The sequence below is a fragment of the Pontibacter pamirensis genome (assembly GCF_010015475.1).
GTDB classification, from domain to species: domain Bacteria; phylum Bacteroidota; class Bacteroidia; order Cytophagales; family Hymenobacteraceae; genus Pontibacter; species Pontibacter pamirensis.
In genome coordinates, this window is sequence record NZ_SSNI01000032.1 from 39985 (window position 1) to 65553 (window position 25569).

Sequence of the window (25569 nt, forward strand, 5' to 3'; positions counted from 1 at the left end):
GTTGAATTATGGCTTTGTTTACAAAAGGGGAAGAAATAATGAAGTTTATGAACCTAACGATGAGGATTAACAGCGCGCGCCTTCATGGTAAAATTGCAAAGGCATAAAAAAATATATAGAAATTATAATATATTTTGCAGCGTAATATTCGTAGAGATGGCAGCAGATGCCATTGCCCTAATTTAAAACGTGCCGGTGCTGCGGCAGGTTAACAGGCTGCAGTTCCCTGTGTGGCTTTAATGGGAGCCCTTGAGAGGCATCTTGGGAAAGCAGGGGCGTCAGGAGCGTCTATTTTAGTACTTCACACTTCAAAAGAGGAGAAAACCATGAGATTCATACCAACCCGCTTTCACGGGATATTAGATTATATGGTGGGGCTGTTGCTGTTGGCCTCGCCCTGGCTGCTGGGCTTCAGCGAAATAGAGGCCGCCACCAAGGCAGCAATTATAGCAAGTGCCGTGGTGGTGGTGCAGGCAGTTGTGACAGACTTTGAGGCTGGCATCCTCACAAGGTGCCAATGGGTGTGCACCTGATGATGGTACTGGTGCTTGGCACTGCGCTGGCGGCTTAACCATGGCTGCTCAGTTTTGACGAAAGAACTTACCTGCCGCATCTGATTCTCGGCCTGTACCTGCTTCTAGCTTTGCTTACGACACATCGCAGGCCCAGTCGCCCTTACCAAAGCGGGTATGTTTGTCCTAGGTATGTGCGACGAGGCGCAAATAAGCTCTTTTGCGGGCAGGGAAGGCACTGTGGAAGATATGCCGTACAGGAAAGGCGCTGCTGCTACCTCAGAGTTATCCCACAGCATCAAGTGCCGCGGATGGTGCGCTTCTCAAAGTTCATGTGGGAGATAAAGTCATACGAGGTGAGCAGCACCCCGCTGGTGCTTTCGTCCTCTATCTCGAATTCCACGCGGGAGGCCAGTATGGTGTTGCTGTTTGAGTAGAAAAGGTAAACGCATAGGTAAAAAAATCCCTGCTATGGCGTACAAGGCATGGAACCTAAATTATTCAATTTAGATTTTAATAATGTACCTTTGTGCCCTACTTTTGCAGCAGTAGCGCGTAACTTCAGTTGTAATTGTTTACCTGTGTCAGAGACAACAATAGTGTAACTTATTGATATATAACAAGATATATTGTTAGTTATTAAATACCGTAATATTTAATATATGAAATTATCCGAATTTAAATTCGACCTTCCTGAAGAATATTTAGCCACTCACCCCTCCGCAAACCGCGATGAATCCCGTATGATGGTGGTGCACCGCGACTCTGGAAAAATTGAGCACCGCGTTTTCAAAGACATCCTGGAGTATTTTGATGAAGGCGATGTGATGGTGGTGAACGATACAAAAGTATTTCCGGCGCGCCTATACGGTAATAAAGAGAAAACAGGCGCTAAAATTGAAGTTTTCCTGTTGCGTGAGTTAAACAAAGACATACACCTATGGGATGTGCTGGTAGACCCTGCCCGTAAAATCCGTGTGGGCAACAAGTTGTACTTTGGCGAAAGCGACCTGGTGGCCGAGGTAATCGACAACACCACCTCCCGTGGCCGCACCATCAAGTTCCTGTTCGATGGCTCGGATGAGGAATTTTATAAAGCTATCAATGACTTGGGCGAAACGCCGCTTCCGAAGTATATTAAGCGCGATGCCGAGCCTGAAGACCGTGAGCGTTATCAGACCGTGTATGCCAAAAACGTAGGTGCCGTGGCTGCCCCTACAGCTGGTTTGCACTTCACAAAGGAAGTGCTGAAGCGCCTGGAGATTAAAGGTGTGGACGTTACTCCTCTGACGCTTCACGTTGGCTTAGGAACTTTCCGCCCGGTGGATGTGGAAGACCTGACGAAGCACAAAATGGACTCAGAGAACTTTATGGTTCCGGCAGAGACTGTAAGCATGGTAAACAATGCGCTCGATAACAAAAAGCGTGTAGTGGCTATCGGTACTACCACCATGCGCGCCCTTGAGTCTTCTGTGTCGGCTAACAACCGCCTTAAAGCGAACGAAGGCTGGACAGACCGTTTTATCTTCCCTCCGTACGATTTCAAAATTGCAAACTCGTTGGTAACAAACTTCCACATGCCGGAGTCTACGCTGCTGATGATGACCGCTGCCTTCGGTGGATACGAATTGATTATGGAAGCCTACCAGCAGGCTATCAAAGAAAAATACCGCTTCTTCAGCTACGGCGACGTAATGCTGGTGCTGTAGTAGTTGTCAGATAAATCTTTTCAAAAATGCCCCGGCCACTCAAGTCGGGGCATCTTGTTTTATACACGCTTAGCTCCTCCCGCACTATATTCTCTAACTTTTTGACCTTCTAACTCTTTAACTTTCTAACTCCCAAACTCTCTAACTTCTCATGTCTCAACTTTCCGAATATGGCATTATAGTGGCAGGCGGCTCAGGCAGCCGGATGCAGCACGAGGTGCCTAAGCAATTTATAGAGGTGGCTGGCAAGCCCATCCTGATGCATACCATCGAGCGGTTTAGTGAGTATAACCCTGATTTGCGCCTGATTGTGGTGCTGCCGCAGCAACAGCTGCAAACGTGGCGCGACCTATGCCGGAAACACAGCTTCAAAGTTTTCCATATGGCGGTAGCAGGCGGGGCGACTCGTTTTGGCTCAGTGAAGAATGGGTTGGATGCGGTGCAGGGAGAGGGGCTGGTGGCGGTCCACGATGGCGTGAGGCCGTTTGTGGAGGCCGCTACTATAAAAGCCGCTTTTGAGGCAGCTGCTGTACATGGCAGTGCCGTGGTAGCGGTGTCGCCCAAAGACTCTATCAGGGAGCTCATACCGGAGGGAAGCCGTGCCGTGCCGCGGGCTAACTATAAGCTGGTGCAAACGCCACAGTGTTTCCGGGCAGGTGTACTGCGCAGGGCTTATGAGCAGCCGGAGCAGGAGCACTTTACGGACGATGCCTCGGTGGTAGAGCAGTTAGGGGAGAAGATTGTGCTGGTAGAAGGGAGTTACCGCAACATCAAGATAACCACTCCGGAAGACCTTGTTTTAGCAGAAGCTTTTGCAAAGGAGCAATAGAAGCTATAACATATGATTTACTGTGCATGCCTGCATCAAAAGTGAGTCTGAAAACTCACGCCCACTATACATTACCGGTTGGATACCGGCGCCAGTAGATAAGTCTTCTGTTTTTCATCTTATGTCTTTTGTCCGGGTTCTACACTGGCTGCCGTCCTTCTTCCAGAAAAGCTTGGTTGGCCTGTACAGATTCAGGTGTGATGGCTTCCAGGGTTGGTGCAGGTTTAGAGAGGTTGAGCAGGTAACCCTGCAGCGATGGCAGGTTCTGAAGATCGTGGGTAATGCAAAGCACTGTCTTCTTCTGTTGGTGCACCCACTGCTGTAGTAGATTAAACACTTGGTTTTTATAGTACACGTCGAGCTGCTGCGTCGGCTCGTCCAGCAGGTTTATCGCAGCATCCTGTAGTATGAGCTGCGCCAGCCATACCAGTTGCTGTTCGCCACCGGAAAGGGTTGTGAAGTCGTGCTCTATGAGGTGGGAGAGCTGCAGTTGCGCGAGTGTTTGAGCGGCCAACTCATAATCAGCGGCATTGTAGTTCTGGAAAAAGCGCTTTTTCCGGAACAGCCCCATCACCACGAGATCGTGTACTTTTATGGGGAATCCAACAGTATTCTTTTGAGGAAGGTAGGAGAGCAGGCCCTGTTCTGTCGCGTCAGTGAGTTGCTTCAGGTCTTTATTTTGCACCAGCAGCTGCCCCTCGTAAGCTACTTTCTGCTGAAAGGCCTTGAAGAGTGTCGTTTTACCAGCGCCGTTATGCCCGATGATGGCGATAAAGGCTGGGGCTGGTACAGAAAAAGAAAGGTTGCGGATAAGGACGCGCTGTCCGTAGCCCGCAACCAGGTTTTTTACTTCAATGATCAAGCTTAAACCAATTATGAATTACAGATTATGAACTATGAATTACAGATAGTTCTAAGACAAACCATTCATAATTCGTAATTCATCCTTCATAACTAATCTTAGTACTCGTCTTCGTTAAACATGAAATCCTCTTTGGTAGGATAGTCAGGCCAGATTTCTTCAATGTTCTCGTAAGGCTGTCCGTCGTCCTCAAGGGCTTGCAGGTTCTCTACAACTTCCATTGGGGCGCCTGAGCGAATAGAAAAATCGATAAGTTCATCTTTAGTGGCTGGCCAAGGTGCGTCCTCCAGGTATGATGCTAATTCTAGTGTCCAGTACATAGTATTTTCTCCTTTAAAATATTGGCTTTTTGAAATGGTTTGCAAAAGTATGAATAAAAACAAAAACAAAAATTTTCAGCAAAAATAAATTTGTTTTTTTGTCTGTTTTTACCAACACAACGCAAAAAATACCTAAATGTTCAAAAAGGATGTAATATTTTTTTGCCTTTTTAGAGCATCTATAACAACAGCTACAGGAGAGACATGAGGGTGAGCAGAGTCTAATAAAACAGCACCTGCCGCAGGTGCAACAGGTGCTGTTCATCAAAAACTATAAATGACTATAGCTTGAAAATATTCTTATCTGCTGATAGCGCTAAGCTGGTTTTGAAACGTTTCGATCATCTCTGTCTTCGTGTTGATCTTGCGCTTAAAGTTTCGGATTTTACCCTGCAGCATGTTTCGGAAAGTATCGTTGCCAGGGGTGTCACTCAGCTTGCCCAGGTTGCCCTCCAGTACCTCTAGCTCGTTTCTGTCTGATTTAATAAAGTCTTTGAGCGCATTGATGCGGGCCTGCAGGTCATCTGTCTCAGATAGCGGCTCGTTAGCGGTTTGCTGGCGCTTTCGGATATAATGTTCCAGGCTGCTCATCTCAAACACCTTATCGCAGGCCTTAATAAAGCGCTCCCAGATCATATCCGATACCTCGGGGCTAACAGGGCCTACTTTTTTCCACTCTGCCTGCAGCTCTTTCGCACGCTTCACGGCATCTCCGAGGCTGCGCTGCTGCAAAAGCTGCTCGCCTTCCTCTACCAGTTCTTTCTTACGCTCAAAGTTGGTCTCGTAGTATTTCCCTCTCGACTCGTTTTTCTCGTTGTTGATTTTCTTTTTCAGGCGCTCAAAGAAATGGTTGTGCGCCTTCCGGAAGTCTGTCCACAGCCGCGTCATGGTTTTGCGCGGCAGGGTGCCGCCTACTTCTTTCCATTGGTTTTGCAAAGCCTTCAGCTTGGCAGTGGTGCCTTCCCAGTCCTCAGAATTCTGCAGGGCTACTGACTGCGAAATCAGATCGCGGTATTTGTCGTAGATGCGGTTCTGCATCTTCTTCTTGTCTTCGAAGAAGTTTTTCTTCCGCTCAAAGAAGTTCTCAATAGCTGTTCTGAAGCGCTCCTCAATCTCCTCTGTCAGCTCTTTCTCCACAGGCCCTGTTTTAATCCAGGTGCCCCGCAGCTCTTTCAGCTTCTCCGTTGTCTCTTGCCATTCAATGCTTTCGGTCAGGGCCTCGGCCTCCTGTGTGAGCGCAATTTTGGTAGTCAGGTTCTTTTCGCGGTTCTGCTTTATTGTCTCGTTTATGTCTTCCTCCGCCTTGGTAAGGGTGTGGTAGATTCTCTCAAATTCACCTAAGGCATCGTAACTTCCCACCTGCTCTTTCATGTGCAGCACTTTCATCAGAAAAGAGCCTTTGTTTTCAGAGGTATCAATACGGTCGAGTAAGTTCTTTACTTTGTCCTGGAACATCTCGAAACGCTTCGAGAAATACACCAGCGAATCATCTTCAGACTCTTTTACTTCGCCTACCTGCCGTGCGGGGTAGTTCATAAAGGGCTTTAGCCACACTTGCTGGTCCTGAATAAAGCCATACTTTTTGGCTTCTTCCAATAGATCGTTGTTTTCCATTAACTGGATAGGGTTATGGGTCGAAAAAATAGGGTAAGGCGACAGAATTAGACTAACCTTTGCATACGCACGTTAACCTGCAGCGTTTGTAATTACTTCTATATAGTAAATTTTATTTAGTAACACTACCGATCGGTTATCTGGTGCTAAAATAAGTCGGGACATACTATACCCATACAGTTTTTTTACAAGTTTAATGATTTCAACCAATTATGTGAAGCGCGTAGCATGAATTTTTACGATATTTGTAATTCTTTAACAAATAAAATATCAGAGAGATAGAATACAGCGGCAGGGGGCAGCATACCTTCGCTTTATTAAGTGGAATATTAGCATAACACTATAATTTACAGCATGAGTAACGAAACCATAATTTTCTCGATGGCTGGGGTAAGCAAGATCTACCCGCCAAAGAAGCAAGTGCTTAAAAACATTTACCTGTCATTTTTCTATGGCGCCAAGATTGGGGTGCTGGGTCTGAACGGATCTGGTAAGTCTACCCTTCTTAAAATTATTGCAGGTGTTGAGAAAGAGTACCAGGGCGAAGTGGTATGGTCTCCGGGCTATACAGTAGGTTACCTGGAGCAGGAGCCGCAGCTGGACCCGACCAAAACAGTGCGAGAGGTGGTGGAAGAGGGCGTGAGCGAAGTAGTAAACCTACTGCGTGAGTTCGACGAAATCAACATGAAGTTTGCCGAGGAGATGACGGACGATGAGATGAACAAGCTCATTGAGCGGCAGGGCGAGGTGCAGGAGAAGCTGGACCAGCTGAACGCCTGGGAACTAGACAACCGCCTGGAGCGTGCCATGGACGCACTGCGCACCCCTCCGGAAGATGCTATCGTCGGAAACCTGTCGGGTGGTGAGAAGCGCCGCGTAGCCCTTTGCCGCCTGCTGTTGCAGGAGCCGGACGTGCTGTTGCTGGACGAGCCAACCAACCACCTTGACGCAGAGTCGGTAGACTGGCTGGAGCAGCACCTGCAGCAATACAAAGGCACCGTAATCGCCGTAACCCACGACCGCTACTTTCTTGACAACGTGGCCGGCTGGATCCTGGAGCTGGACCGTGGCGAAGGTATTCCGTGGAAAGGCAACTACAGCAGTTGGCTGGAGCAGAAGGCAAACCGCCTGGCATCAGAGGAGAAATCGGAGAGCAAGCGCCAGAAGACACTGCAGCGTGAGCTGGAGTGGGTGCGTATGGCACCGAAGGCACGCCATGCCAAATCCAAGGCGCGCCTTAGCCAGTACGACAAGTTGGCCGGAGAAGACGCTTCGAAGAAAGAAGAAAAACTGGAGCTTTTCATACCGGATGGTCCGCGACTGGGTGCACAGGTAATCGAGGTAAACCACGTAAGCAAGGCATACGGCGATAAACTGCTGTTCGAAGACCTGAACTTCGCGCTGCCGCAGGGTGGTATCGTAGGAATCATCGGCCCGAACGGTGCTGGTAAAACGACCTTATTCAAGCTGATTACGGGGCAGGAGAAACCGGATGCCGGTGACTTCCAGGTGGGTTCTACCGTGCAGATTTCTTATGTAGACCAGGAGCACACCCAGCTGGAACCAAATAAGTCTGTATTTGAAGTTATTTCCGGCGGTACGGAACATATGATGATGGCTGGCCGCCAGGTAGTGTCCCGCGCTTATGTGAGCAAGTTTAACTTCACAGGTGGCGATCAGGAGAAGAAGGTAGACAAGTTGTCGGGTGGTGAGCGCAACCGCGTGCACCTGGCCATGACGCTGAAAGAAGGCGGTAACCTGCTGTTGCTCGATGAGCCGACCAACGATCTGGACGTGAACGCCATCCGGGCGCTGGAAGACGCACTGGAGAATTTTGCCGGTTGCGCCGTTATCATCTCCCACGACCGCTGGTTCCTGGACCGTATCTGTACTCACATCCTCGCGTTTGAAGGTGACTCGCAGGTATACTGGTTTGAAGGTAACTACACCGAGTATGAGGAGAACAAGAAGAAGCGCTTAGGTGATGCAGAGCCGCAGCGTATCCGCTACAAAAAACTGGTATAGGACGTATTTCAGGAGTATTAACTGATTCCAGATACTGCTTATAAAAAGGCCGCTGCTTAATTGCAGCGGCCTTTTGTGTTTTCTTCCTTTTTAGAAGAATTGCCTGGGCCCTCCGCTTGCCAAGGTTTTCACCACGCGCTCTCCAAAGAGTAAAGCCATTTCCTCTGTTAATACTTTTTAGAAGGAAGAAGAAGTTCCTGGAGCGCTTAAGCCATCTAATTATCAGTGTTATAACTTTGTAGAAACGTTGCTTTTTTATGTGATAATATTTAACAAAGTTAAATTCGTCTCGTAAACTAAGTTATAGACAGCCAGGGGTTTATAAGTGTTTTCTAACTTTGATGGATGTCAATCATGAAAAAAATTTACTCCAATAGTGATGCGATAGCCTACTGGCTTATTGCTGGCTATTTTACCATTGTAGGTACTATTGCTCTGGTGGTATCCTAAAACCTTTACTCCAACGTGTAACCCAGAAGAGGCTGTCCGAATAGGGCAGCCTCTTCTGGGTTATGGCATGTTCAAAATAACGCCCTGCGCCCTTTCCGTTTGCCCGGGGTAGAGGCAGGGAAGGCGCTGTAGATGTTGCCGCACTTTTGTATCTTGCTGCTCTCATCAAAGCCCTGCTATCCATACCTCATGCCGATTCTCTACCTCAAACACGCGGACATTGACCTGGAGCAGTGGAATGCCGTGGTAGCGCTTTCACCGCAGCGGCAGGTGTACGCCATGTCCTGGTACCTCGATGTGGTGTCGCCAAATTGGGAAGGCATGGTGGAAGCAGACGCCGCAGGCATATATAAGGCAGTGATGCCGGTGCCGTGGCGGCGTAAGCTGGGCATGCGCTATGTGCAGCAGCCTTTGTTCTGCCAGCAGCTAGGCATCTATACTTTAGAACAAAGTATACCCAAAGCTACTTACCAAGCCTTTACTGAGGAAATATACAAGCGCTTCCGGTATGTGGTGGACTATAACTTCAATACCGAGAACCAACTGCCCCCTTTGCCGCTGCCCGAAGTGCAGGTGGAGCATACCTTAACGCTGTACCTGAACCTGTGCATCAGCTACGAGCAGCTATATGAGGGCTACTCCCGCGACAGAAAGATGAATCTGAAGCGTGCCCAGAAAGCATCTTTGCAAATAGGGGAGAGCGACGACATAGAGCCCATTATCCGGTTTTTTAAGGAAGAAACAGCCGCGCGGATTTATGGCGGTGTAGCAGAAGGGGCCTATGAAATGCTTCGGCAGTTATACCAGGTGCTGAGGGAGAAGTGTGTAGGAAGGCTTTACTATACAACGGATAAACAAGGACGCAAAAACAGCGGCTGCCTTTTCATTGTCTGGGGCGGGCGTATTGTCTATATTTTTAACGCTGCCCCGCAGCACGGCCGGAAGCAGAATGGCCGTACCCTTCTCATCGACCACATGATTCGGGAGCACGCCGGGCAGGAGGTGCTGTTCGACTTTGAGAGCCCTGATGAGCGGGAGCCGGATATCCTCCACTTTTACAAAAGCTTTAGCCCTGAGGCAAAGCCTATCCCGGTGCTAAAGTACAACCGCCTGCCGAAAGGGGTAAAACTCATGCGGGAGGCCCGGATGCGCCTGGTCCGGAAACTAAGGGGGTAGAAGAATAGCAAGCGCTTCAGCTGTATAACAGCATGTTTAAATATCCTTCGTCAGAATCAAAAACTACTTATTTTACATTCAAGAACCGCTCTTTGCTTTTAAATCAGAAGCAATTCCAAGCAGCGTTATTCTCATCTACCGAGCCGCCTGTTTTAGCCTGGCAGCGAAACGCTACTATAGATTCGTCCGCTATACTTTTGTATCTTGCTGTACCCGATTAAACCAAAAGAAAGATGTGGAGGCGAACCATAGATCCTGGACTAGGAGAAGAGTATAATAGTCGAATTAAGCGACTCATCAATAAAGACGGCACGTTTAATACTGTGAAGCTGGGAAGAGAGCTACGCTTGTATGATGCTTACCAGTACCTGAAGAACGTCTCTGTGCAACGGCTTTCTTTCCTTATACTGGGCTTTTACCTGCTCATTAATATCCTGTTTGCCCTGCTGTACCTGTTGTGTGGTATCGAGAACCTGCAGGGCACGGAGCCTGACCTTCCGCCTTTCCTGAATGCTTTTTTCTTTAGTGTACAAACATTTACTACAGTAGGTTATGGCATTTTAGCACCGCAGGGCATGGCAATGAACCTAGTGGTGACTTTGGAATCTCTTATGGGGTGGGTAGGCTTCGCAATTATTACCGGTGTCGTGTTCAGCCGTTTCTCCAAGCCACATGTTCGTATCTTATACAGTAATAACGCGATTATTGCTCCTCATGAAGGAGAGAAAAGCCTGCAGTTCCGGCTTGCCAACAAGCGAAATAATGTGTTGCTTGAGATGGAGGCTAAGGTCATGCTAATGGTGCACGATGCCACCTATGAACATCAATTCTATAACCTGAAGCTGGAGCAGTCTTCGCTGCAGTTTTTCCCCCTCAACTGGACTATTGTGCACCACATAGATAAAGACAGCCCACTCTACAATATAGGCTCAAAGGAGTTAGAGGAGCAGCGTGCTGAGGTGATAATCTTGATAAAAGGCTATGACGAAGCATATGGCCAGACGGTTCATTCCCGTTTCTCCTATCGGTTTGATGAAATACTGTGGGACGTTCGTTTCAAGAAAGTTTATGATACGGACGCAGAAGGGGAAATCGTTTTTGATTTGCACAAGCTGCATGAAACGGAGCCTGTAAGTGAGCCTGCGTTATAAGTATTGGCAGATGCTTAATTATCACCTTCTTCACGGGGTTTGTGCGGACCTGCTTCATAATCCTTTTTCTCCATTTCGAGCCGCTGTTGCTCCTCTGCTGTCAGCGCCTTCGGGTAAGCACTCAGGTCTGGCTGGCCGGCATCTACCCAGGCGGTGTACCAGTAGCTGGCAATAGTACGAATGGCCAGGCGCATCTGCCGCTCTACCTGTCCGTTCAGCTTGTCGCTGTAGGCCTGTGAAAAGTCGCGGGAGTACACGCGGGTGGTGAGGTTGTTGCGCACTTCAAAGGAATATTTCTTTTCCTCGTCAAACGTTTGTGTCAGCTGCTTTTCAAAGAACAGCACAGAGTCGAGGGCGGTGTGGGCGCTGGCTACTAAATCCCAGGCCCGCAGCTGTGGCTGCTCAATATACTGCGCCTGGCCAACAAAGAAATCATAGTTGCCGGAGAACAGCTCTGGCAGGCGCGATTCCCAAAAACCGTGTATGCCGCGTTGGCCCGTAAACTGACCGTTGTAGTTTTGGGTGGTATGTAGCGGCACACAGGCGTCAGCCACATAATGCCCCATCTCGGTACTGAGGCGCAGGATACGATCGAGGTCCCGCTCCTTAAATGCCTGCGTCAACTGGTACTTCATCAGGCTGATGTGCCAGGGCACAATGCCGTACGCCTGCAAAGTGTCTTCGGTATACTGCTCCACGGCCTGCTGCCAGAAACGCGGCATTTTATACAGGGCGCTGTCGCCATACACATCCAGGTCGATGTAATGGCGGGGTGCTTCCCATTCCACGGCATAGCGGCGGCGGTCCGGGTTCACGGCATTTTCAGTGATGTAGCGAATGTGCTTTTTATAAAAGCCAATCATTTCCGGTGGCAGCGTGAACACTGCCAGCCTGTTAATGCGCTGATGCGCAAAGAAGCCCCAACTGTAGCCCAGTTGTGGGAGGAGGAATGCGAACAGGAGAAAAAGAACAACGCGTTGTTTACCAGCCATATCTGCCTCATACGGGAATGGCCAGATTATTGGTTTTCTTTGCTATACCTCTACCACAGGAATGGCTGCAAACTACCTGCTCAGCGAGAATCCTTCCAGTGAGTACAGTATGCCCAGGCCCAGGGATTGGCTGTACTGTATCTCTGTATCCTGGTCGTAATCATAAACCACGTTACCCATCAGGTTCACATTTATGTAACGGTTTACTTTGGCATTTAGCACAGCATTAAGGCGATGGTCCACTCTTTTAAAAGAAAACTCACCGTAGTTAAGGTAGCCCATGTAATTGAGCCTCATGTTTATATTGGTGGCAATGTCGCGCTTAAACGTAGCCTGCACCATGGCCGCCAACCACTCAATGCGTACTTTGTCTCCTTCCGGTACGCCGTAGCGGTCGTCGGCTACTACTTCGTCATCCACTAGAAAAGTAAAACGCGGTGCAAAGGGGCTCAGGCGTAGGGAGAATGAGGGGGTAGGTTTATATTCTGCGCCCAGGGCAAATGTCAGGTAACCTGGTGACAGAAAGTTAGACACCAGTATTTCATTTCCGTCAGCATCGGTTACATCATCATAGCCCGGTGCAAACTGGGAGAGAAAATTGGCAGAAAGAAAAGCGTTCCATTTAGGCGCGAACTTGTAGCCATACTTCGAGTCGAGGTAAATACGGTCAATGCTCTTGCGCATTTCATCGCCCTTGTTTTTGATAAGGCCGTACTGCAGTTGCGCCTCATTGTCCCAGGTTACCTGGCCCCTGCTATAGTCGGCCCGGGCATCCAGGTGTGTGTTGAGGGCAATAGAGCTAATGCCTCCTGCTCTCCAGTTATCGCTGAACGCCGCCTGGTTTAAGTTTATGCCCGCTGAGAAGGTTCTTCGCCAGGTGGTGTCTGCTTCTGTCTGTGCCAGCACTATAGTAGAATTTAACAGCAGTACAAACAGCGTAAGTAAAAGTTTATTCATGATAAAGGTATTCGATGGTTCGTTTATCAATCTCAGGCAGCCTGAAGAATGCAGAGACAATGATGCTGGCCGTGCACGCTTTGCCGACACCACATTTTGCCCGTGCCAGATAAAACAGCTTTGCCAGATAACCGGATAGTTAAAAACATGTTTCAACTGTCCGGTTATCTGGCAAAGCTAATGCTATGAAGGCGGTAAAACCAAAACTAAGACCGGGAAAGACTGTGTGAGGAGCAGAACATGGCCAGGAGGACTGATGCCCGGAGCTCATAAATCGAACTACAGTTGACAAGTCCCGCTCGCTACCTTAACCTTTTTCCCTGTTTAGTTACGTATACGCAAAACCAACTTTGCATTTTAAGGCATCAATTATAAGCAGCACCTCATGATAGAAGACCTCTGGTATAAAAACGCAATCATTTACAGCCTCGACTTGGAAACCTTTATGGATATGAATGGGGACGGTGTAGGTGATTTTGAAGGACTTGCCCGCCGCCTCGATTATCTCCATGCCATGGGCATAGATACCGTCTGGCTGGCACCGTTTCAACCTACCCCCAACAAAGACAACGGGTATGATATACGCGACTACTACGGCGTAGATCCACGGCATGGCTCCAGCGGCAACTTTGTAGAGTTTATGCACCAGGCAAAAAAACGCGGCATCAAAGTTATCATCGACCTGGTTGTCAACCACACCTCCGACCAGCACCCCTGGTTTCAGGATGCCCGGAGCAGCGAAAATGCCAAATACCGAGACTGGTACGTCTGGTCCAAAAAGAAACCGGACGACTGGGATAAGGGTATGGTATTTCCTGGCGAACAGGAAGCTACCTGGACCTATGACAAAAAAGCCAAGGCTTACTATTTCCACCGCTTTTATGAGTTCCAGCCTGACCTGAACATAGATAACCCCGAGGTGCGCGCCGAGATTCGCCGGATCATGGGGTATTGGCTGGAATTAGGTGTGGCTGGCTTCAGGGTGGACGCAGTACCTTTCTTGTTGGAAACCCAAATCCCTGGTAAAACAAAGCGGGAGATTAGATTTGAATACCTGCATGAGTTCCGGAAGTTCCTGCAGTGGCGGCGGGGAGATGCCGTGTTGTTGGGTGAAGCCAATGTGGCGCCTGATGAAAGCCAGCAGTACTTTGGCGAGGATGGGGAAGGTATTCACCTGATGTTCAATTTCTACGTCAACCAGTATATGTTTTACGCCCTGGCCACAGCCGATACGGAGCCGCTGGAGGAGGCGCTGGAGGCTACCCGAAACAAGCTGCACGCTACCCAATGGGCCCAGTTTCTGCGCAACCACGACGAGCTGGACCTGGGGCGCCTTACAGAGGAGCAGCGTCAAAAAGTGTTTGCACGTTTCGCTCCCGAAAAGCACATGCAGTTATACGACCGTGGAATTCGGCGGCGACTTTCCACTATGCTCGGCAACCAAAGGCAATCTGAGTTGGCTTACAGCCTGATGTTTTCCCTGCCCGGAACACCGGTCATCCGCTATGGTGACGAGATAGGCATGGGAGACAACCTTGAGCTGGAAGAACGGGATGCCGTGCGCACCCCTATGCAATGGTCGGGTAATGGGCAGGCTGGCTTCTCGGAAGCAGCAAAGCTGGTGCACCCTTTAATAAATGAAGGACCGTATGCCTATAAACATGTAAATGTGGAAACCCAGCGGCGCGAACCAAACTCCCTGCTCAACTGGATGACTTCCCTGATCCGCCTGCGGCAGGAGTGCATAGAGATAGGCTGGGGGCAGTGGCAGATACTGAACACGGGGCTTGCCCAGGTATTAGGGATGCACTATAGCTGGCAGGGCAGTTCCTTGATTATCCTCCACAATTTTGACGAGAAGGCCCACGAGGTGACCCTGGATCTAAAGCAGGAGAAGGAAGTCAGGCTTGTAGATCTGATGGCCAATGACGAAAGTAGGGCCGATGAAAAAGGCATTCATCATATTACGCTGGACGCGTATGGCTATCGCTGGTTCCGTGCCGGTGATCTAAGTCATTTGTTTCACAAAGTTTAAATGATGACAGAAGACGGTATTTATGAACGCTGCTTTGGTGTATTACAAGCAAAGCAACAGGGGAATTTGTATAGAAAGTATTTCTACTGAAAGGCAGAAAATAGTCGCCAATTTTCTTAATACTATTTTTAATATATAGTATATTCGGCAGTCTGGTCCCGTTCATCTATTGCTATAGGTATATGATGCGTTACTGATGACGCAAAAGTAGCCTTCAACAATATAATCATATAAGACCAGTGAAACAGAAATTTTGGATTACCCTTTTTAGCTCTCTTCTATTCTTTGGCTGTGAAAAAGACAAGGATGGAGGAGAGCCTAGTTTATTGCCTGTTTCTCAACTAAGTATCAGCTTAGAACCAGCTAATTACAGTATAGATACAGCCGAGTTGATTCTCTCTGAACATAGTGGGAAAATCCTGTTAGACACTTTGCTGTCAACACGTCAGCAGCATACCCTCGAAGTCAGAACTTTAGAGACAGAATTCGTTGTAACGACTGTTTTTCACGCAAAGGACTATGATAAAATAATTGTAGATTCCTATGTACAGGCAAATCCAAATAACTGGCAGATAACCCCCAGCGACAGTTACCAATATCTTCCTTACAATAACGATCCAGCTTTTGGAGAAGGTTTTGAAGCCGCTACGGTTAAGTACTTGAACGTTCCGCCTATTCCAGGTGATGATTTTCATTTTTCAAACACCTACGCGCTGCGCTCAGGTTATACTTACAATCCTTCCGAAGGCTCACTAGAAATAGAGTATACCAAGCGCAACTCTACTAATCACACCTATTTTGTTGTGCCAGAAAGCAATTTGTACAAGATTTCTGCAGAAGTTCAGAAGAATGCTACCATAGATCTGACGCAGATGAAAGAGGCTACGAAAGCTACCTATAGAACTTCTCAGGATCTTCAGGAGAAATCAACCCTCTTGTTCGGATATCCTGTGGCAAACAATTACAATAATTACCTGTGGCTATATTATACTAACTTCATAAGATTCCAGTCGGGCTACGACATCATTTATCCTAAGAGTGATATCTATGCGTATAAATTCATCTCAACTTGGTCTGATGCATCATCTAATGCTTATCAGTATTATAGCTTCGCTGATTCAGTGCCGACGCATCTTTCTTTTATTGATGAATCTTATATCAAGTTAAATAGTAAGTCATTCGAGAGTCTGAGTGTGCAGTTTGACAAAGATTTGCCTACCTATTATGCTTCTACCTGGACAGATAGTGGCAATGAAATCTTCTGGACGATTTTCTCTCCAACTACTAAAACCGCGTTCAATCCAAAGCAGTTTATCAACTCTTTGAATGCGTCCCTCTTGAAAGACAGGAGCCTGTCAAATCTGAAATTAGCTAAAGTAACTATTGAAAAAGCTGATGATCTTTCTTACCAGGCGTTCTTTAATAGTGTATTCAATCTGAACGTCAACAAAGAAAACAAAATAGGACTGGCAAGGAGGTTCACCAAGAATGTGAACTAAATAAACTACTTCCAGAGGTGCTTTCGTAGCTCATATAAATAGTTAAGCCGCCTGCTACAGTTTTTGTGGCAGGCGGCTTAACTATTTATATAGTATCGTGGTCTACCTTCTCTTCGAAAGAGCCGGAAACTTCATTTTATAATCAGCGTCCACGTCTCCCTTTGATATTTTAGCCAGCCTGTTTTTGATAAGGCGCTTCTTCAGGCCGTTCAGGTGGTCCGTGAACAGGATGCCTTCAATGTGGTCGTACTCGTGTTGAATAACACGGGCATTCATACCATCATAGCTGTCTTCATGCTCATTCCACTCTTCGTCAAAGTAGCGTATCACAATGCGCTCCGGGCGATACACAACCTCCCGCACACCTGGTATGCTCAGGCAGCCCTCCTCAAAACCCCATTCCTCCCCGTCTTCCTCTACAATCTCCGGGTTGATGAATGCTTTCTTCACACCTTTTCCTTTGTCCTTTTCATCCATCATTGGCTCAGAGTCAATCACGAACAGCCGGATGCTCTTGCTAATTTGTGGCGCGGCCAGGCCTACGCCGTGGGCAAAATACATCGTTGAATACATATCCTCGATCAACTCCTTCAGGTCCGGGTAATCTCTAGGGATATCTTCTGCTTCATCTTTTAAAATTGGATCGCCGTAAGCGGTAATCGGGTAAATCATATAGTTCTGCTTTCTAAATACGATTGTAAAATAATGGCGGCACTCACACGGTCTACCGTGCCTTTGTCCTGGCGGTCTTTCTTTTTCAGGCCGCCGGCCAGCATGGCCGCCTGTGCCATTTTAGACGTGAAACGCTCATCCGCGGTATGCACCGGTATGGCAGGAAGCTCCTTCTGCAGCTTCCGCACAAAGCCTACCACGTGCTGAGTCGCCTCTGTGTCTTCGCCGGAGAGGCGGCGCGGCATTCCCACCACAATGGCCTCCACCGGCTCACGCTGTACATACGCCTTCAGGAAGGATAACACATCTTTGGCATGAACGGTTTCTAAAGGGCTGGCGATTATCTGCAGCGTGTCGGTTACTGCTATTCCCACGCGCTTTGTCCCGTAATCAATTGCCATTATCCTGCCCATTTGTCTGTTCTTAAGCCACAAAGGTAAGGAATTATCTTGTTTCTTATAAGCCAGGAAGTGGCTGCTCCTACACATTCCGTTACATCTGCCGATGTTCTGTAGTATCTGCCTGCAGTGGCTGGCAGAGCTAAACTTTTATCTGTTGTTCTGAGGCTCTATATCGGTTACGTCGATGAAATGAAGCGGTACATCTAAAAAGTGGGGCTTAATAGTATGAAGGAGATGCAGTATAAATTAAATTATTTTAAATTAGATGGTGTTATAGATACAGAGGGGGCGTAATATAGCCGGTATACTTTGCAACCTTCACAACGTGTGCTTGTATAGCTAAACAACCCCTCTGTATAATTTTATTAACTTGTGGCACCTCTTTTGACAGCAGCACTGGTTGCTGTGGTACATTTGGGCAGACAGGTATATTGACCTCTAATTTGTAAGAATATGGATAACATGGAGCACGGGGAAGAAAAGAGAAACGTCCGGAATTCTCCATTTCAGATAAAGCTGCCGCTGTTTATTGCGATGGCGCTGGTTGTGGGAGTGCTGATAGGGGCTACCACCTTTTCGCCTTCCAGCAATAATCCACAGGGCACTGCTAAAAGCTACCTGAAGTTCCGGGATATCCTGAGCTATATAGACCGCGATTATGTGGACACCGTGGACATAGAAGAGCTCTCGGATTTTGCTATCACCAAAATGCTGGAGAAACTGGACCCGCATACGGCTTATATTCCGGCGGATGAAATTGCCATGGCCCGCTCTTACCTGGAAGGAGACTTTGAAGGCATCGGGGTGGAGTTCAACATCATTAAGGATACCATCTACGTCATCACGCCGCTCAGCGGAGGCCCGTCGGAGGCAGCAGGCATACAGCCCGGAGATAAGATAATTGAAGTAGACGGAGATAAAGTGGCCGGTATCGGCATTAACAACGAGGGCGTTTTTCAGCGGCTGCGTGGGCCGAAAGGTTCTAAAGTAGATCTTACTATTAAACGAGTGGGCACCAAAAAGCCGCTCACTTTCTCCATACAGCGCAGTAAAATACCAACACACTCAGTGGACGTAGGGTATATGGTGGACGATAGAACAGGCTATATCAAAGTGAGCCGGTTCTCGGCTAACACTTACGAGGAGTTTAAGCAGGCGCTCACAGAGCTGAAGCGCAAAGGGCTGCAGCGGCTTATTCTGGACCTGCGCGGTAATCCCGGCGGCTATATGGACCATGCTATCCGGATGGCAGATGAGTTTATTTCAGGCGAGAAAATGATTGTATATACCGATGGCAAAGGCAATAAGTACGATTCCAAGACGTATGCCCGCACCAAAGGAGACTTCGAGAGCGGACCGCTCATCGTGCTGCTGGACGAAGGCAGTGCCTCTGCCGCCGAGATTGTGGCCGGTGCGCTGCAGGATAACGACCGGGCATTGATTGTGGGCCGCCGTTCGTTTGGTAAAGGGTTGGTGCAGATGCCAATTCCGCTGAACGATGGTTCTGAGCTGCGCCTCACGATATCCCGTTATTTTACGCCAAGTGGCCGCTCTATCCAAAAGCCTTACACAGCCGGAGCCGAAGAGTACGAGATGGATATCATGCACCGCTTCGAGAACGGCGAATACTTCCACCCGGACAGCAGCCTGTTTGTGGACTCTCTGAAGTACCAGACGCTGCGTGGGCGTGATGTGTATGGTGGGGGCGGTATTATGCCGGATGTGTTTGTAGCCCGCGACACCATGGAGCTTTCACCTTACCTGAGTGAGTTGTATAACAAGAACATCATTCGGGAATACACCCTTGAATACTACCGCGATCACCGCAGGGAACTGGACAAGATGCCGTTTGAGAAATTTTACAGGAACTTCCAGGTAACAGATAAGATGCTGCAGGAGGTGGTAAATATGGCGAATGCGGCAAACGTGGATTACAAGGAGGAAGAATATAAACGGTCTAAAAATTTGCTACGTAATAATATAAAAGCGTTTATAGCACGCAGTATTTATGGCAATACAGGATTCTATCCGGTGCTGCACGAGTCGGATGAGGAATTCCAGCAGGCCCTGAAGCACTTTAACCAGGCCATGAGCCTGGCGAAGGGCGGAGCGTAAACGTAACACTGTATAGCAGCGCGTATACTGTGTCTGAACCATAAACATAACACCATCGCATGGCTTATTACTATCGGTTAGGAGAGATTCCTCATAAAAGACACACCCAGTTCCGGCAGCCGGATGGCAGCCTTTATGCAGAGCAGTTGGTCGGCACGCTTGGTTTCAGTGGTGTTTCCTCGTTGCTGTATCACATACACCCGCCCACACAAATCAGCCGTATCGGAGAGGCCAGACCCTACGCTCCTAAAAGGGCAGAAGGTATAAAACTGGCACCGCACCACCTACGCACTTTAAACGTGGAAACAACAGGTCATGACTACCTCAGCGCCCGCAAAACCATGCTTTTCAACAGCGATGTGGCCATCAGTATCTGTAATCCATCGGAATCTGAAATGGATTATTACTACAAGAATGCGCAGGCAGATGAGGTGATATTTGTGCACGAAGGAACCGGCGACCTGCTCACGCAAATGGGGCGCATCCCGTTTCAACCCGGCGATTATCTTGTGGTTCCGCGTACCGTTATCCATAAATTCAGGTTCGATGCGGGGCAGGTGCGCTTGCTGGTCATAGAGTCTTTCAGCCCGGTGGAGACGCCGCGCCGCTACCGCAACCATTTCGGGCAATTGCTGGAGCACTCGCCGTTCTGCGAGCGCGATATACGGCCGCCTGTGGAACTCATCACTGAATCAGAGCACGGTGAAAGGCTCGTGCAGATAAAGAAGGAGGGGGAACTGCACCAGTACTACTATGACTTCAGCCCTTTTGATGCCGTTGGCTGGGATGGATACTTCTACCCCTATGCGTTCTCTATCTATGATTTTGAACCGATCACGGGCCGCATTCATCAGCCACCGCCGGTGCACCAGACCTTTGAAGCGCACAACTTTGTTATCTGCTCCTTTGTGCCGCGCCTCTTCGACTACCACCCGCTATCTATTCCGGCCCCATACAACCACTCCAACGTGGATTCTGATGAGGTGCTCTATTATGTGGAAGGCGACTTTATGAGCCGCAAAGGAGTGGATAGGGCTTCGTTTACAGTGCATCCGGGCGGTATTCCGCACGGACCGCACCCGGGCACAGTAGAGGCAAGCATTGGCAAGAAAGAGACAAAAGAGTATGCCGTGATGGTGGATACGTTCAAGCCGTTGCATCTGACAGAGGAGGCGGTGCAGTACATGGACGAAAATTACCCGATGAGTTGGAACGAGCACGGCAAGGGATAAGTATATATTAGAGAAATGTAATGTAAAATGCTCTGGCATTTGTAAATTAGCGGCAGGGATGTTCGGTTAAAGCCGTTCTCCCTGCCGCTAATTGCATTTTAACTTACATCTCACCCTTATTTTATGAAAAAAATCTCTTTAGCAGTAGTCGTTTTATTCTCTCTTTTTGCCGTAGCCTGTGAAAAAGTAGATGATATGCTTACCTTCTACATAGAGGAGGAAGAGACTTTCACCATCGAGTCTTACTTTCCGGTTGGAGCGCTGGTGCCACTTACGCCCATCACAGTTACCACTAACTCAGAAGAAACGTTTAAGAACAACAAGACCCGCGCAGAACTGGTAAAAGACGTAACATTAAACAGTTTGAACCTGACCATTACCGATCCGCAGGAAGAGAATTTCAACTTCCTGAAGAAAATTGAAATCTATATCTCAAGCGAGGATAAAGCCGAGGTGATGATCGCGTACTTGGACGAGGTGCCGGCAAACGCAACTACGCTAAATTTGAAGTCAACTAATGCTGCGCTCGATGAGTTTATAAAAAGAGATACGTATAACATCCGCACAAAAGCGGCGCTGGCCAAACCTGTCTCCCGTAATATAACCATTAAGGCTGACATGCGGTTTAAAGTGACAGCAGACCCCATATAAAATGCATACATTACCGATGAGGATTTCTGAAAAGAATAAATTAGAGAAGATCATTATTGTTGGCGATCGGGTACTGATAAAGCCAAAGACGGTGCGCGACCAGACGAAGAGCGGCCTTTACCTGCCGCCCGGAGTGCAGCAAAAGGAGAAGGTGCAGGAAGGTTACATCATGAAGGTGGGCCCAGGCTACCCGATTCCGGCAGACTATGGCTACGAGGATGAGTCGTGGGGAGGGGAGGAGGAAGAGGTGCGCTATATTCCGCTACAGGCCAAAGAGGGAGACCTCGCCATTTACCTGCAGCGCGACGCCATCGAAATTAGCTATCTAGAAGAGCGCTATTTTATTGTACCACAATCGGCGGTGCTGATGCTGGTGCGCGAAGAGGATTTGTAACGTTTGTTATTCATCTGTAAAAGGGCCACGCTTTTAAAAGAAACGTGGCCCTTTTCTGTTGCTCCAGCGCCATTATAATTCGTGCTAAACCAGAAAGAGCAGCCTGCATGTGCAGGCTGCTCTTTCTGGTTTTATGTAAACACGGCTTAGCGGCGGATGAGCAGTTTTCTCGTTTGCAGCTTATCACCGTGCTGCACACGCAGGACGTACATACCGGAAGAATGCATTTTCAGGTCAATCTCACCTCTGTACTGGCCGTTGAATTGCTTTACTGCACCTGTGTATACCTGCTTGCCCAACAAGTCCAATACCTCAATGGAGATGTCTTCTGTGCCCTGCGTCTCCACTGTAAAATTAAACAGGCCGCTTTGACTTGGGTTCGGGAATGCCATCAACTCAGCGCTCACGCCACGCTCAGAAGTGTCATAGTCAAAGCGCAACGCAGCAGAGGCCTCAGATACGCAGCCGTTTGCTGTGACCACTACCGTATAGTTTCCGCTTGCCTCAGGAGCTATTTCATTGCCTGCGGCTCCTTCTATTGCCTTGCCATCCAGGAACCACTGGTTACCCGCCGCCGCACTCGATACCAGCATCTGCCCGCTTCGCGAAACCACTGGCTGTGCCAATGGCGCTCCGATTACCATTTCTACTTCTGCACGCTCACTTCTGCAGCCCAGGCCGCGCACCTTCAGGTCATAGAAATAATAATAGTAGTCCAGCGACGTATGAGTGTCAGAGTTAGTGGCGGTGTTACCTGTAATAGAAAACACATTCGGTATTTCAAACGGATAGCCTTTTACACCTGCATTGTTCCGGAAGATGGTAGCACCCTCTTCGTAAGAGATGGCGATGTTGTAAGTACCAGCCTCAGGCAATTCCAGTCCCAAGTAGTAAACAGCGCCCTGGTCTGCCGGATCGTCTGGTTGAGGACCAGTAGCTGGAGTAGTGCGTGTCGGGGAAACCTGCAGCGTGCGGGAAGACACCGGAGAACCATCCGCATCATAAGCTGTGAATGTTATCTTTCCGCCGTGGCCAATGTAGAGCCGCGCCGTTTCAAGCACCATCGGCGCTTGGGTAGTGACAAGCACATCCGGAGAAAACTGGTTATAACCGCCACCTGTAGCAAAAGACTTGTTGGCTGCTCCTACTGTGCCTTCATAGTCGTTATAAGCTGCATACAGCTTGCCGTTGGGAACCTGGTTTGCAGCTAACTGCAGTTGGTTGCCTGCTGCCAGTGGCTGTGTGGCGGTGGGGGAGTTATACCAGAAAATTGTGCCTGCTCCCTCGTGCGTCAACGTATAGTGCGGGGCCTCGCCACAGCGGGCTGCCGAGGCACTCATAGGTGCTGCCATGTTCTCCGGCACGGTAAAAGTGCGTTGCATCCGGTTATTCGTTGTTACGGCATCGCCCGGTAAGTTAGAAAGTGCAACCAGTTCATAAGTTTTGCCTGCCTCAGTGGCAAAGCTATCATTGAGGAGCAACTCTGCTTTTGCGTAAGGTGCTAACGTTCCTGTATAGGTACCCGTTAGCTGCTGTACCTCTGTTCCGTTTTCACGCACACTTATGGTGACAGGTATGTTGGTTTGTGCCACCGCACCTAAGTTCCGGATGATAACTGCCGCCGTTTGCTCCGAGGTAGCACATAGCGATGAGCCTATCGGCATGACAGCGTTTACGCTGATGTCTTTGCCCGGCTGCGAGAACTGCACGAGGTAATCCTGCGTTTCGCCGCGGCTGTAACTACCGCAGGCAGTTACGCTGGCAGCCTGCTGCGTCTCCTGCAGCACCACGCGCATGCGCACTGTGTTCCCGACTACAGCGGTAGCGGGGGCTTTAATGGCGCTTGTAAAGGTTTCTGCGCCGTTCAATACACCAGAAGTAGCTACTGTTTCGCCTGCATCTTCAAAATCACCATCACCGTTCCAGTCGGCAAACACCTTTGCAACCTTCGGTGCATCTGCAGCACAGGTGCCTGTTGCAATCGTCAGGGCGGCGCTCTGATCTGGCTCTAAGGTGAAAATATTACTTGTCAGCTCCTGGTAGGTCGTGCAATTAATACTAGATGTCACAGCTTTTGTGCCGATGGCAAACCTCGTTATTTTGGCGCCTGCATCAGAGGTAGGGGCACTGGCACAAACGGCTGTACCACCTGCACCACTTACGAGCAGCGAATATGCCTGCGGTCCCTTTGTTAGCGTGCCTTTGTGATTGATTGTAACAGTATACGTTTTTCCGGGTACCGCATTCTCAATCAAAACCTGCTCTACGTTGTCTACCACGTTATCGCCTGCTTTAGCAGCAGCGTCGGGTGTAGTAGGGTCCAGTATCCAGGGCAGGTAAGTAATGCCTGCACTGGCTACGCGTACGTCCAGGTCGTTTACCAGGCGCGGGGTCCGGTTATTCAAAGCATTCACGCCTGCAGTTGTCACACTGCCTTCAGGGTCAGTCCAGGAAATAGTTACCTTTAAAGGCCCTGCGCCGGAAGCACGTACTTCTATTGTTTGCGACTGCCCCTGCTCTAAAGACTTTTCCTGTAACAGGTGTGTGCCGTTGCTGTTGGAAAGCAGGGAAGCAGCCCGCTCAGCATTTAAGAGACCCCATCCATAGATGTAATCCGGCCCTTTAGTTGCTCCTGCTTCGTCAGCGGTATGTATGGCAAGGCCTTTGAGTGTGGCGGCACGCATTACTTTACCGCTGTTGAGGTTGGCATAATGTTCCTGTAAGAGCAGCAGTGTGCCGGCAACATTAGGCGCTGCCATGGAAGTGCCGCTCAGCGTTTTGTAGTCCCGGTCGCTGCTGGAAGAGCTAGAAAGCACATTTAACCCATTTCCTACAATGTCTGGTTTAATACGGCCATCATCTGTGGGGCCATAGCTGCTGAAGGCAGAAATCTTCACATCTTCTGCCCGGGTATAGCCGTCAGGGAGAGGGGCTACGGCACCTACTGAGAGGATATTCTTCGCATTTCCGGCTGTAGAAATTATATCATAGCCATCATTACTGCTCAAACTGGACAACCGGGATTTTACCAGTTCAAACTTTCCGTCGCTCTTACGCTGGAAATACGGCTTGCCTGCTTCAGGTCCTATATCGCTGCGGTTATTTCCCGCAGATTTTACAATCAGGTAATAGGGTGCATTGTAGGCGATCTTATCCCAACTGGCAGCTTGCTTATCATAATAGCCAAACCGGTAGTCTTCTGTAGCACTTATGTCCTTATCACCCCACCATTCCCATTTTGGATCTTCGTCAGTGCCTTCGCGGTCATCGTTATAGCGCCAGCCAGCAATAGAGCCGTATGAGTGGTTCGACACCAGTAGTTTATCAGCGGCTTTGGCCATTTCTGCCTCGTCATTGTCAAAGTCATACGCCTGGAGGTTGGCTCCGTAAGCCATGCCTTTTGCCATTGCGTTCATGCCACTGGCTATTAAGGTGCCGGCCACGTGTGTGGCATGCTCACTGGCCTCAGTCGCGTCGTCTTTTAGCTGCACCCGTTTTTTAAGCTCCTGGTGCGTTTCTCTGATGCGGCCACCATCCCACATCGCGAGTTTAGAGGCGACGGAATTACTGGCCCCGCTCAGGCTAAGGCCAAGTGAGCCACCTGCCCACAGCTGATCTGTTTTGGTGGTAGCCGCTGCACGGGAGTTGTTATACGTAATATAATAGATGGGCACGCCCCTGGCATCAAGCCCTTGCAGCGAGATATACGTGCCGTCTTTATAGGTCTTCTGTATAACCCACCCTTTTTCGTGCGCCAGTTTCACTGCCCTGGTCCGGTCTGCTTTATAGTCTTTTTCTGCGGCTACGGCTATTTGCTGTAAGGCCTTAATATTGGTTTGGATACGGGTAACATTTTGCTGTGCAAGTGCGGGAGTAGCAGCTGCCAGCCCAAGGGTCAAAAGCCAGAGGCTCAGTCTTCTCATAAACGAACAGGTTGGGTAGAGTTTAGTATGCTCAATTTACATCAAAAGCG

The 25569-nt window shown here is 48.9% G+C and carries 20 protein-coding genes; 12 read left to right on the forward strand and 8 right to left on the reverse strand.

Annotated features, from left to right (window positions below; translation table 11 throughout):
* Nucleotides 1-326 precede the first annotated feature (326 nt).
* The 3 genes from E1919_RS20625 (at nt 327) to E1919_RS20635 (ending at nt 3050) form a co-directional block, all read left to right on the forward strand.
* Nucleotides 327-533 (forward strand): SPW repeat domain-containing protein, encoded by a 207-nt coding sequence (locus E1919_RS20625; RefSeq protein WP_162055319.1) that lies wholly within the window; start codon nt 327-329, stop codon nt 531-533.
* A 641-nt stretch (nt 534-1174) separates the two neighbouring features.
* Nucleotides 1175-2221: a tRNA preQ1(34) S-adenosylmethionine ribosyltransferase-isomerase QueA gene (gene queA, locus E1919_RS20630; RefSeq protein WP_162055320.1), complete on the forward strand. Its 1047-nt coding sequence runs from the start codon at nt 1175-1177 to the stop codon at nt 2219-2221.
* Between the two features lie 151 nt (nt 2222-2372).
* A complete protein-coding gene (locus tag E1919_RS20635) occupies nt 2373-3050 on the forward strand; it encodes a 2-C-methyl-D-erythritol 4-phosphate cytidylyltransferase (protein ID WP_162055321.1) in 678 nt (225 codons plus the stop codon).
* Between the two features lie 139 nt (nt 3051-3189).
* On the opposite strand, the gene E1919_RS20640 is transcribed toward E1919_RS20635, so the two are convergent.
* From E1919_RS20640 to E1919_RS20650, 3 genes are all read right to left on the reverse strand, one after another.
* Nucleotides 3190-3912, reverse strand: a complete 723-nt coding sequence (locus E1919_RS20640; RefSeq protein WP_162055322.1) for an ABC transporter ATP-binding protein — start codon at nt 3910-3912, stop codon at nt 3190-3192.
* A 98-nt stretch (nt 3913-4010) separates the two neighbouring features.
* Complete coding sequence (locus E1919_RS20645; RefSeq protein WP_025608825.1) at nt 4011-4232, reverse strand: DUF2795 domain-containing protein; 222 nt, start codon at nt 4230-4232, stop codon at nt 4011-4013.
* 300 nt (nt 4233-4532) lie between these two features.
* Nucleotides 4533-5846 carry a DUF349 domain-containing protein gene (locus tag E1919_RS20650; RefSeq protein ID WP_162055323.1) on the reverse strand — a complete coding sequence of 438 codons (1314 nt, stop codon included), beginning with the start codon at nt 5844-5846 and terminating at the stop codon, nt 4533-4535.
* A 354-nt stretch (nt 5847-6200) separates the two neighbouring features.
* Between E1919_RS20650 and ettA the strand changes: the two genes are divergently transcribed.
* The 3 genes from ettA (at nt 6201) to E1919_RS20665 (ending at nt 10648) form a co-directional block, all read left to right on the forward strand.
* A complete protein-coding gene (gene ettA, locus E1919_RS20655) occupies nt 6201-7871 on the forward strand; it encodes an energy-dependent translational throttle protein EttA (protein WP_162055324.1) in 1671 nt (556 codons plus the stop codon).
* Between the two features lie 639 nt (nt 7872-8510).
* Nucleotides 8511-9497 (forward strand): GNAT family N-acetyltransferase, encoded by a 987-nt coding sequence (locus tag E1919_RS20660; RefSeq protein WP_162055325.1) that lies wholly within the window; start codon nt 8511-8513, stop codon nt 9495-9497.
* Between the two features lie 233 nt (nt 9498-9730).
* Nucleotides 9731-10648: an ion channel gene (locus E1919_RS20665; RefSeq protein ID WP_162055326.1), complete on the forward strand. Its 918-nt coding sequence runs from the start codon at nt 9731-9733 to the stop codon at nt 10646-10648.
* A gap of 14 nt (nt 10649-10662) precedes the next feature.
* Here E1919_RS20665 and E1919_RS20670 read toward each other — a convergent pair whose 3' ends face one another.
* Both E1919_RS20670 and E1919_RS20675 read right to left on the reverse strand, forming a co-directional pair.
* Entirely contained in the window at nt 10663-11640 is a 978-nt protein-coding gene (locus E1919_RS20670) for a zinc dependent phospholipase C family protein (protein ID WP_162055327.1), read from the reverse strand.
* A gap of 72 nt (nt 11641-11712) precedes the next feature.
* Nucleotides 11713-12597, reverse strand: a complete 885-nt coding sequence (locus E1919_RS20675) for a DUF3078 domain-containing protein (protein WP_162055328.1) — start codon at nt 12595-12597, stop codon at nt 11713-11715.
* A gap of 385 nt (nt 12598-12982) precedes the next feature.
* On the opposite strand from E1919_RS20675, the gene E1919_RS20680 reads away from it, so the two are divergent.
* Both E1919_RS20680 and E1919_RS20685 read left to right on the forward strand, forming a co-directional pair.
* Nucleotides 12983-14632, forward strand: a complete 1650-nt coding sequence (locus E1919_RS20680) for an alpha-amylase family protein (RefSeq protein WP_162055329.1) — start codon at nt 12983-12985, stop codon at nt 14630-14632.
* Between the two features lie 239 nt (nt 14633-14871).
* Nucleotides 14872-16131 carry a hypothetical protein gene (locus tag E1919_RS20685; protein WP_162055330.1) on the forward strand — a complete coding sequence of 420 codons (1260 nt, stop codon included), beginning with the start codon at nt 14872-14874 and terminating at the stop codon, nt 16129-16131.
* A 102-nt stretch (nt 16132-16233) separates the two neighbouring features.
* Here E1919_RS20685 and def read toward each other — a convergent pair whose 3' ends face one another.
* Nucleotides 16234-16803: a peptide deformylase gene (gene def / locus E1919_RS20690; protein WP_162055331.1), complete on the reverse strand. Its 570-nt coding sequence runs from the start codon at nt 16801-16803 to the stop codon at nt 16234-16236.
* The gene (ruvX, locus tag E1919_RS20695) at nt 16800-17216 is read right to left on the reverse strand and encodes a Holliday junction resolvase RuvX (protein WP_162055332.1); all 417 of its coding nucleotides are present in this window, start codon (nt 17214-17216) and stop codon (nt 16800-16802) included. The genes def and ruvX overlap by 4 nt, the downstream gene beginning before the upstream one ends.
* A gap of 441 nt (nt 17217-17657) precedes the next feature.
* Here ruvX and E1919_RS20700 point away from each other — a divergent pair, with 441 nt between their 5' ends.
* From E1919_RS20700 to E1919_RS20715, 4 genes are all read left to right on the forward strand, one after another.
* Nucleotides 17658-19319: a S41 family peptidase gene (locus E1919_RS20700; RefSeq protein ID WP_162055333.1), complete on the forward strand. Its 1662-nt coding sequence runs from the start codon at nt 17658-17660 to the stop codon at nt 19317-19319.
* Nucleotides 19320-19378: 59 nt separating this feature from the next.
* Complete coding sequence (locus E1919_RS20705) at nt 19379-20551, forward strand: homogentisate 1,2-dioxygenase (RefSeq protein WP_162055334.1); 1173 nt, start codon at nt 19379-19381, stop codon at nt 20549-20551.
* A 123-nt stretch (nt 20552-20674) separates the two neighbouring features.
* Nucleotides 20675-21202 carry a hypothetical protein gene (locus E1919_RS20710; protein ID WP_162055335.1) on the forward strand — a complete coding sequence of 176 codons (528 nt, stop codon included), beginning with the start codon at nt 20675-20677 and terminating at the stop codon, nt 21200-21202.
* A gap of 16 nt (nt 21203-21218) precedes the next feature.
* A complete protein-coding gene (locus E1919_RS20715) occupies nt 21219-21596 on the forward strand; it encodes a co-chaperone GroES (RefSeq protein WP_162055336.1) in 378 nt (125 codons plus the stop codon).
* 146 nt (nt 21597-21742) lie between these two features.
* Here the strand turns inward: E1919_RS20715 and E1919_RS20720 are convergent, their stop codons facing one another.
* On the reverse strand, nt 21743-25519 hold the full coding sequence (locus E1919_RS20720; RefSeq protein ID WP_162055337.1) for a S8 family serine peptidase: 3777 nt from the start codon (nt 25517-25519) through the stop codon (nt 21743-21745).
* Nucleotides 25520-25569: the final 50 nt, after the last annotated feature.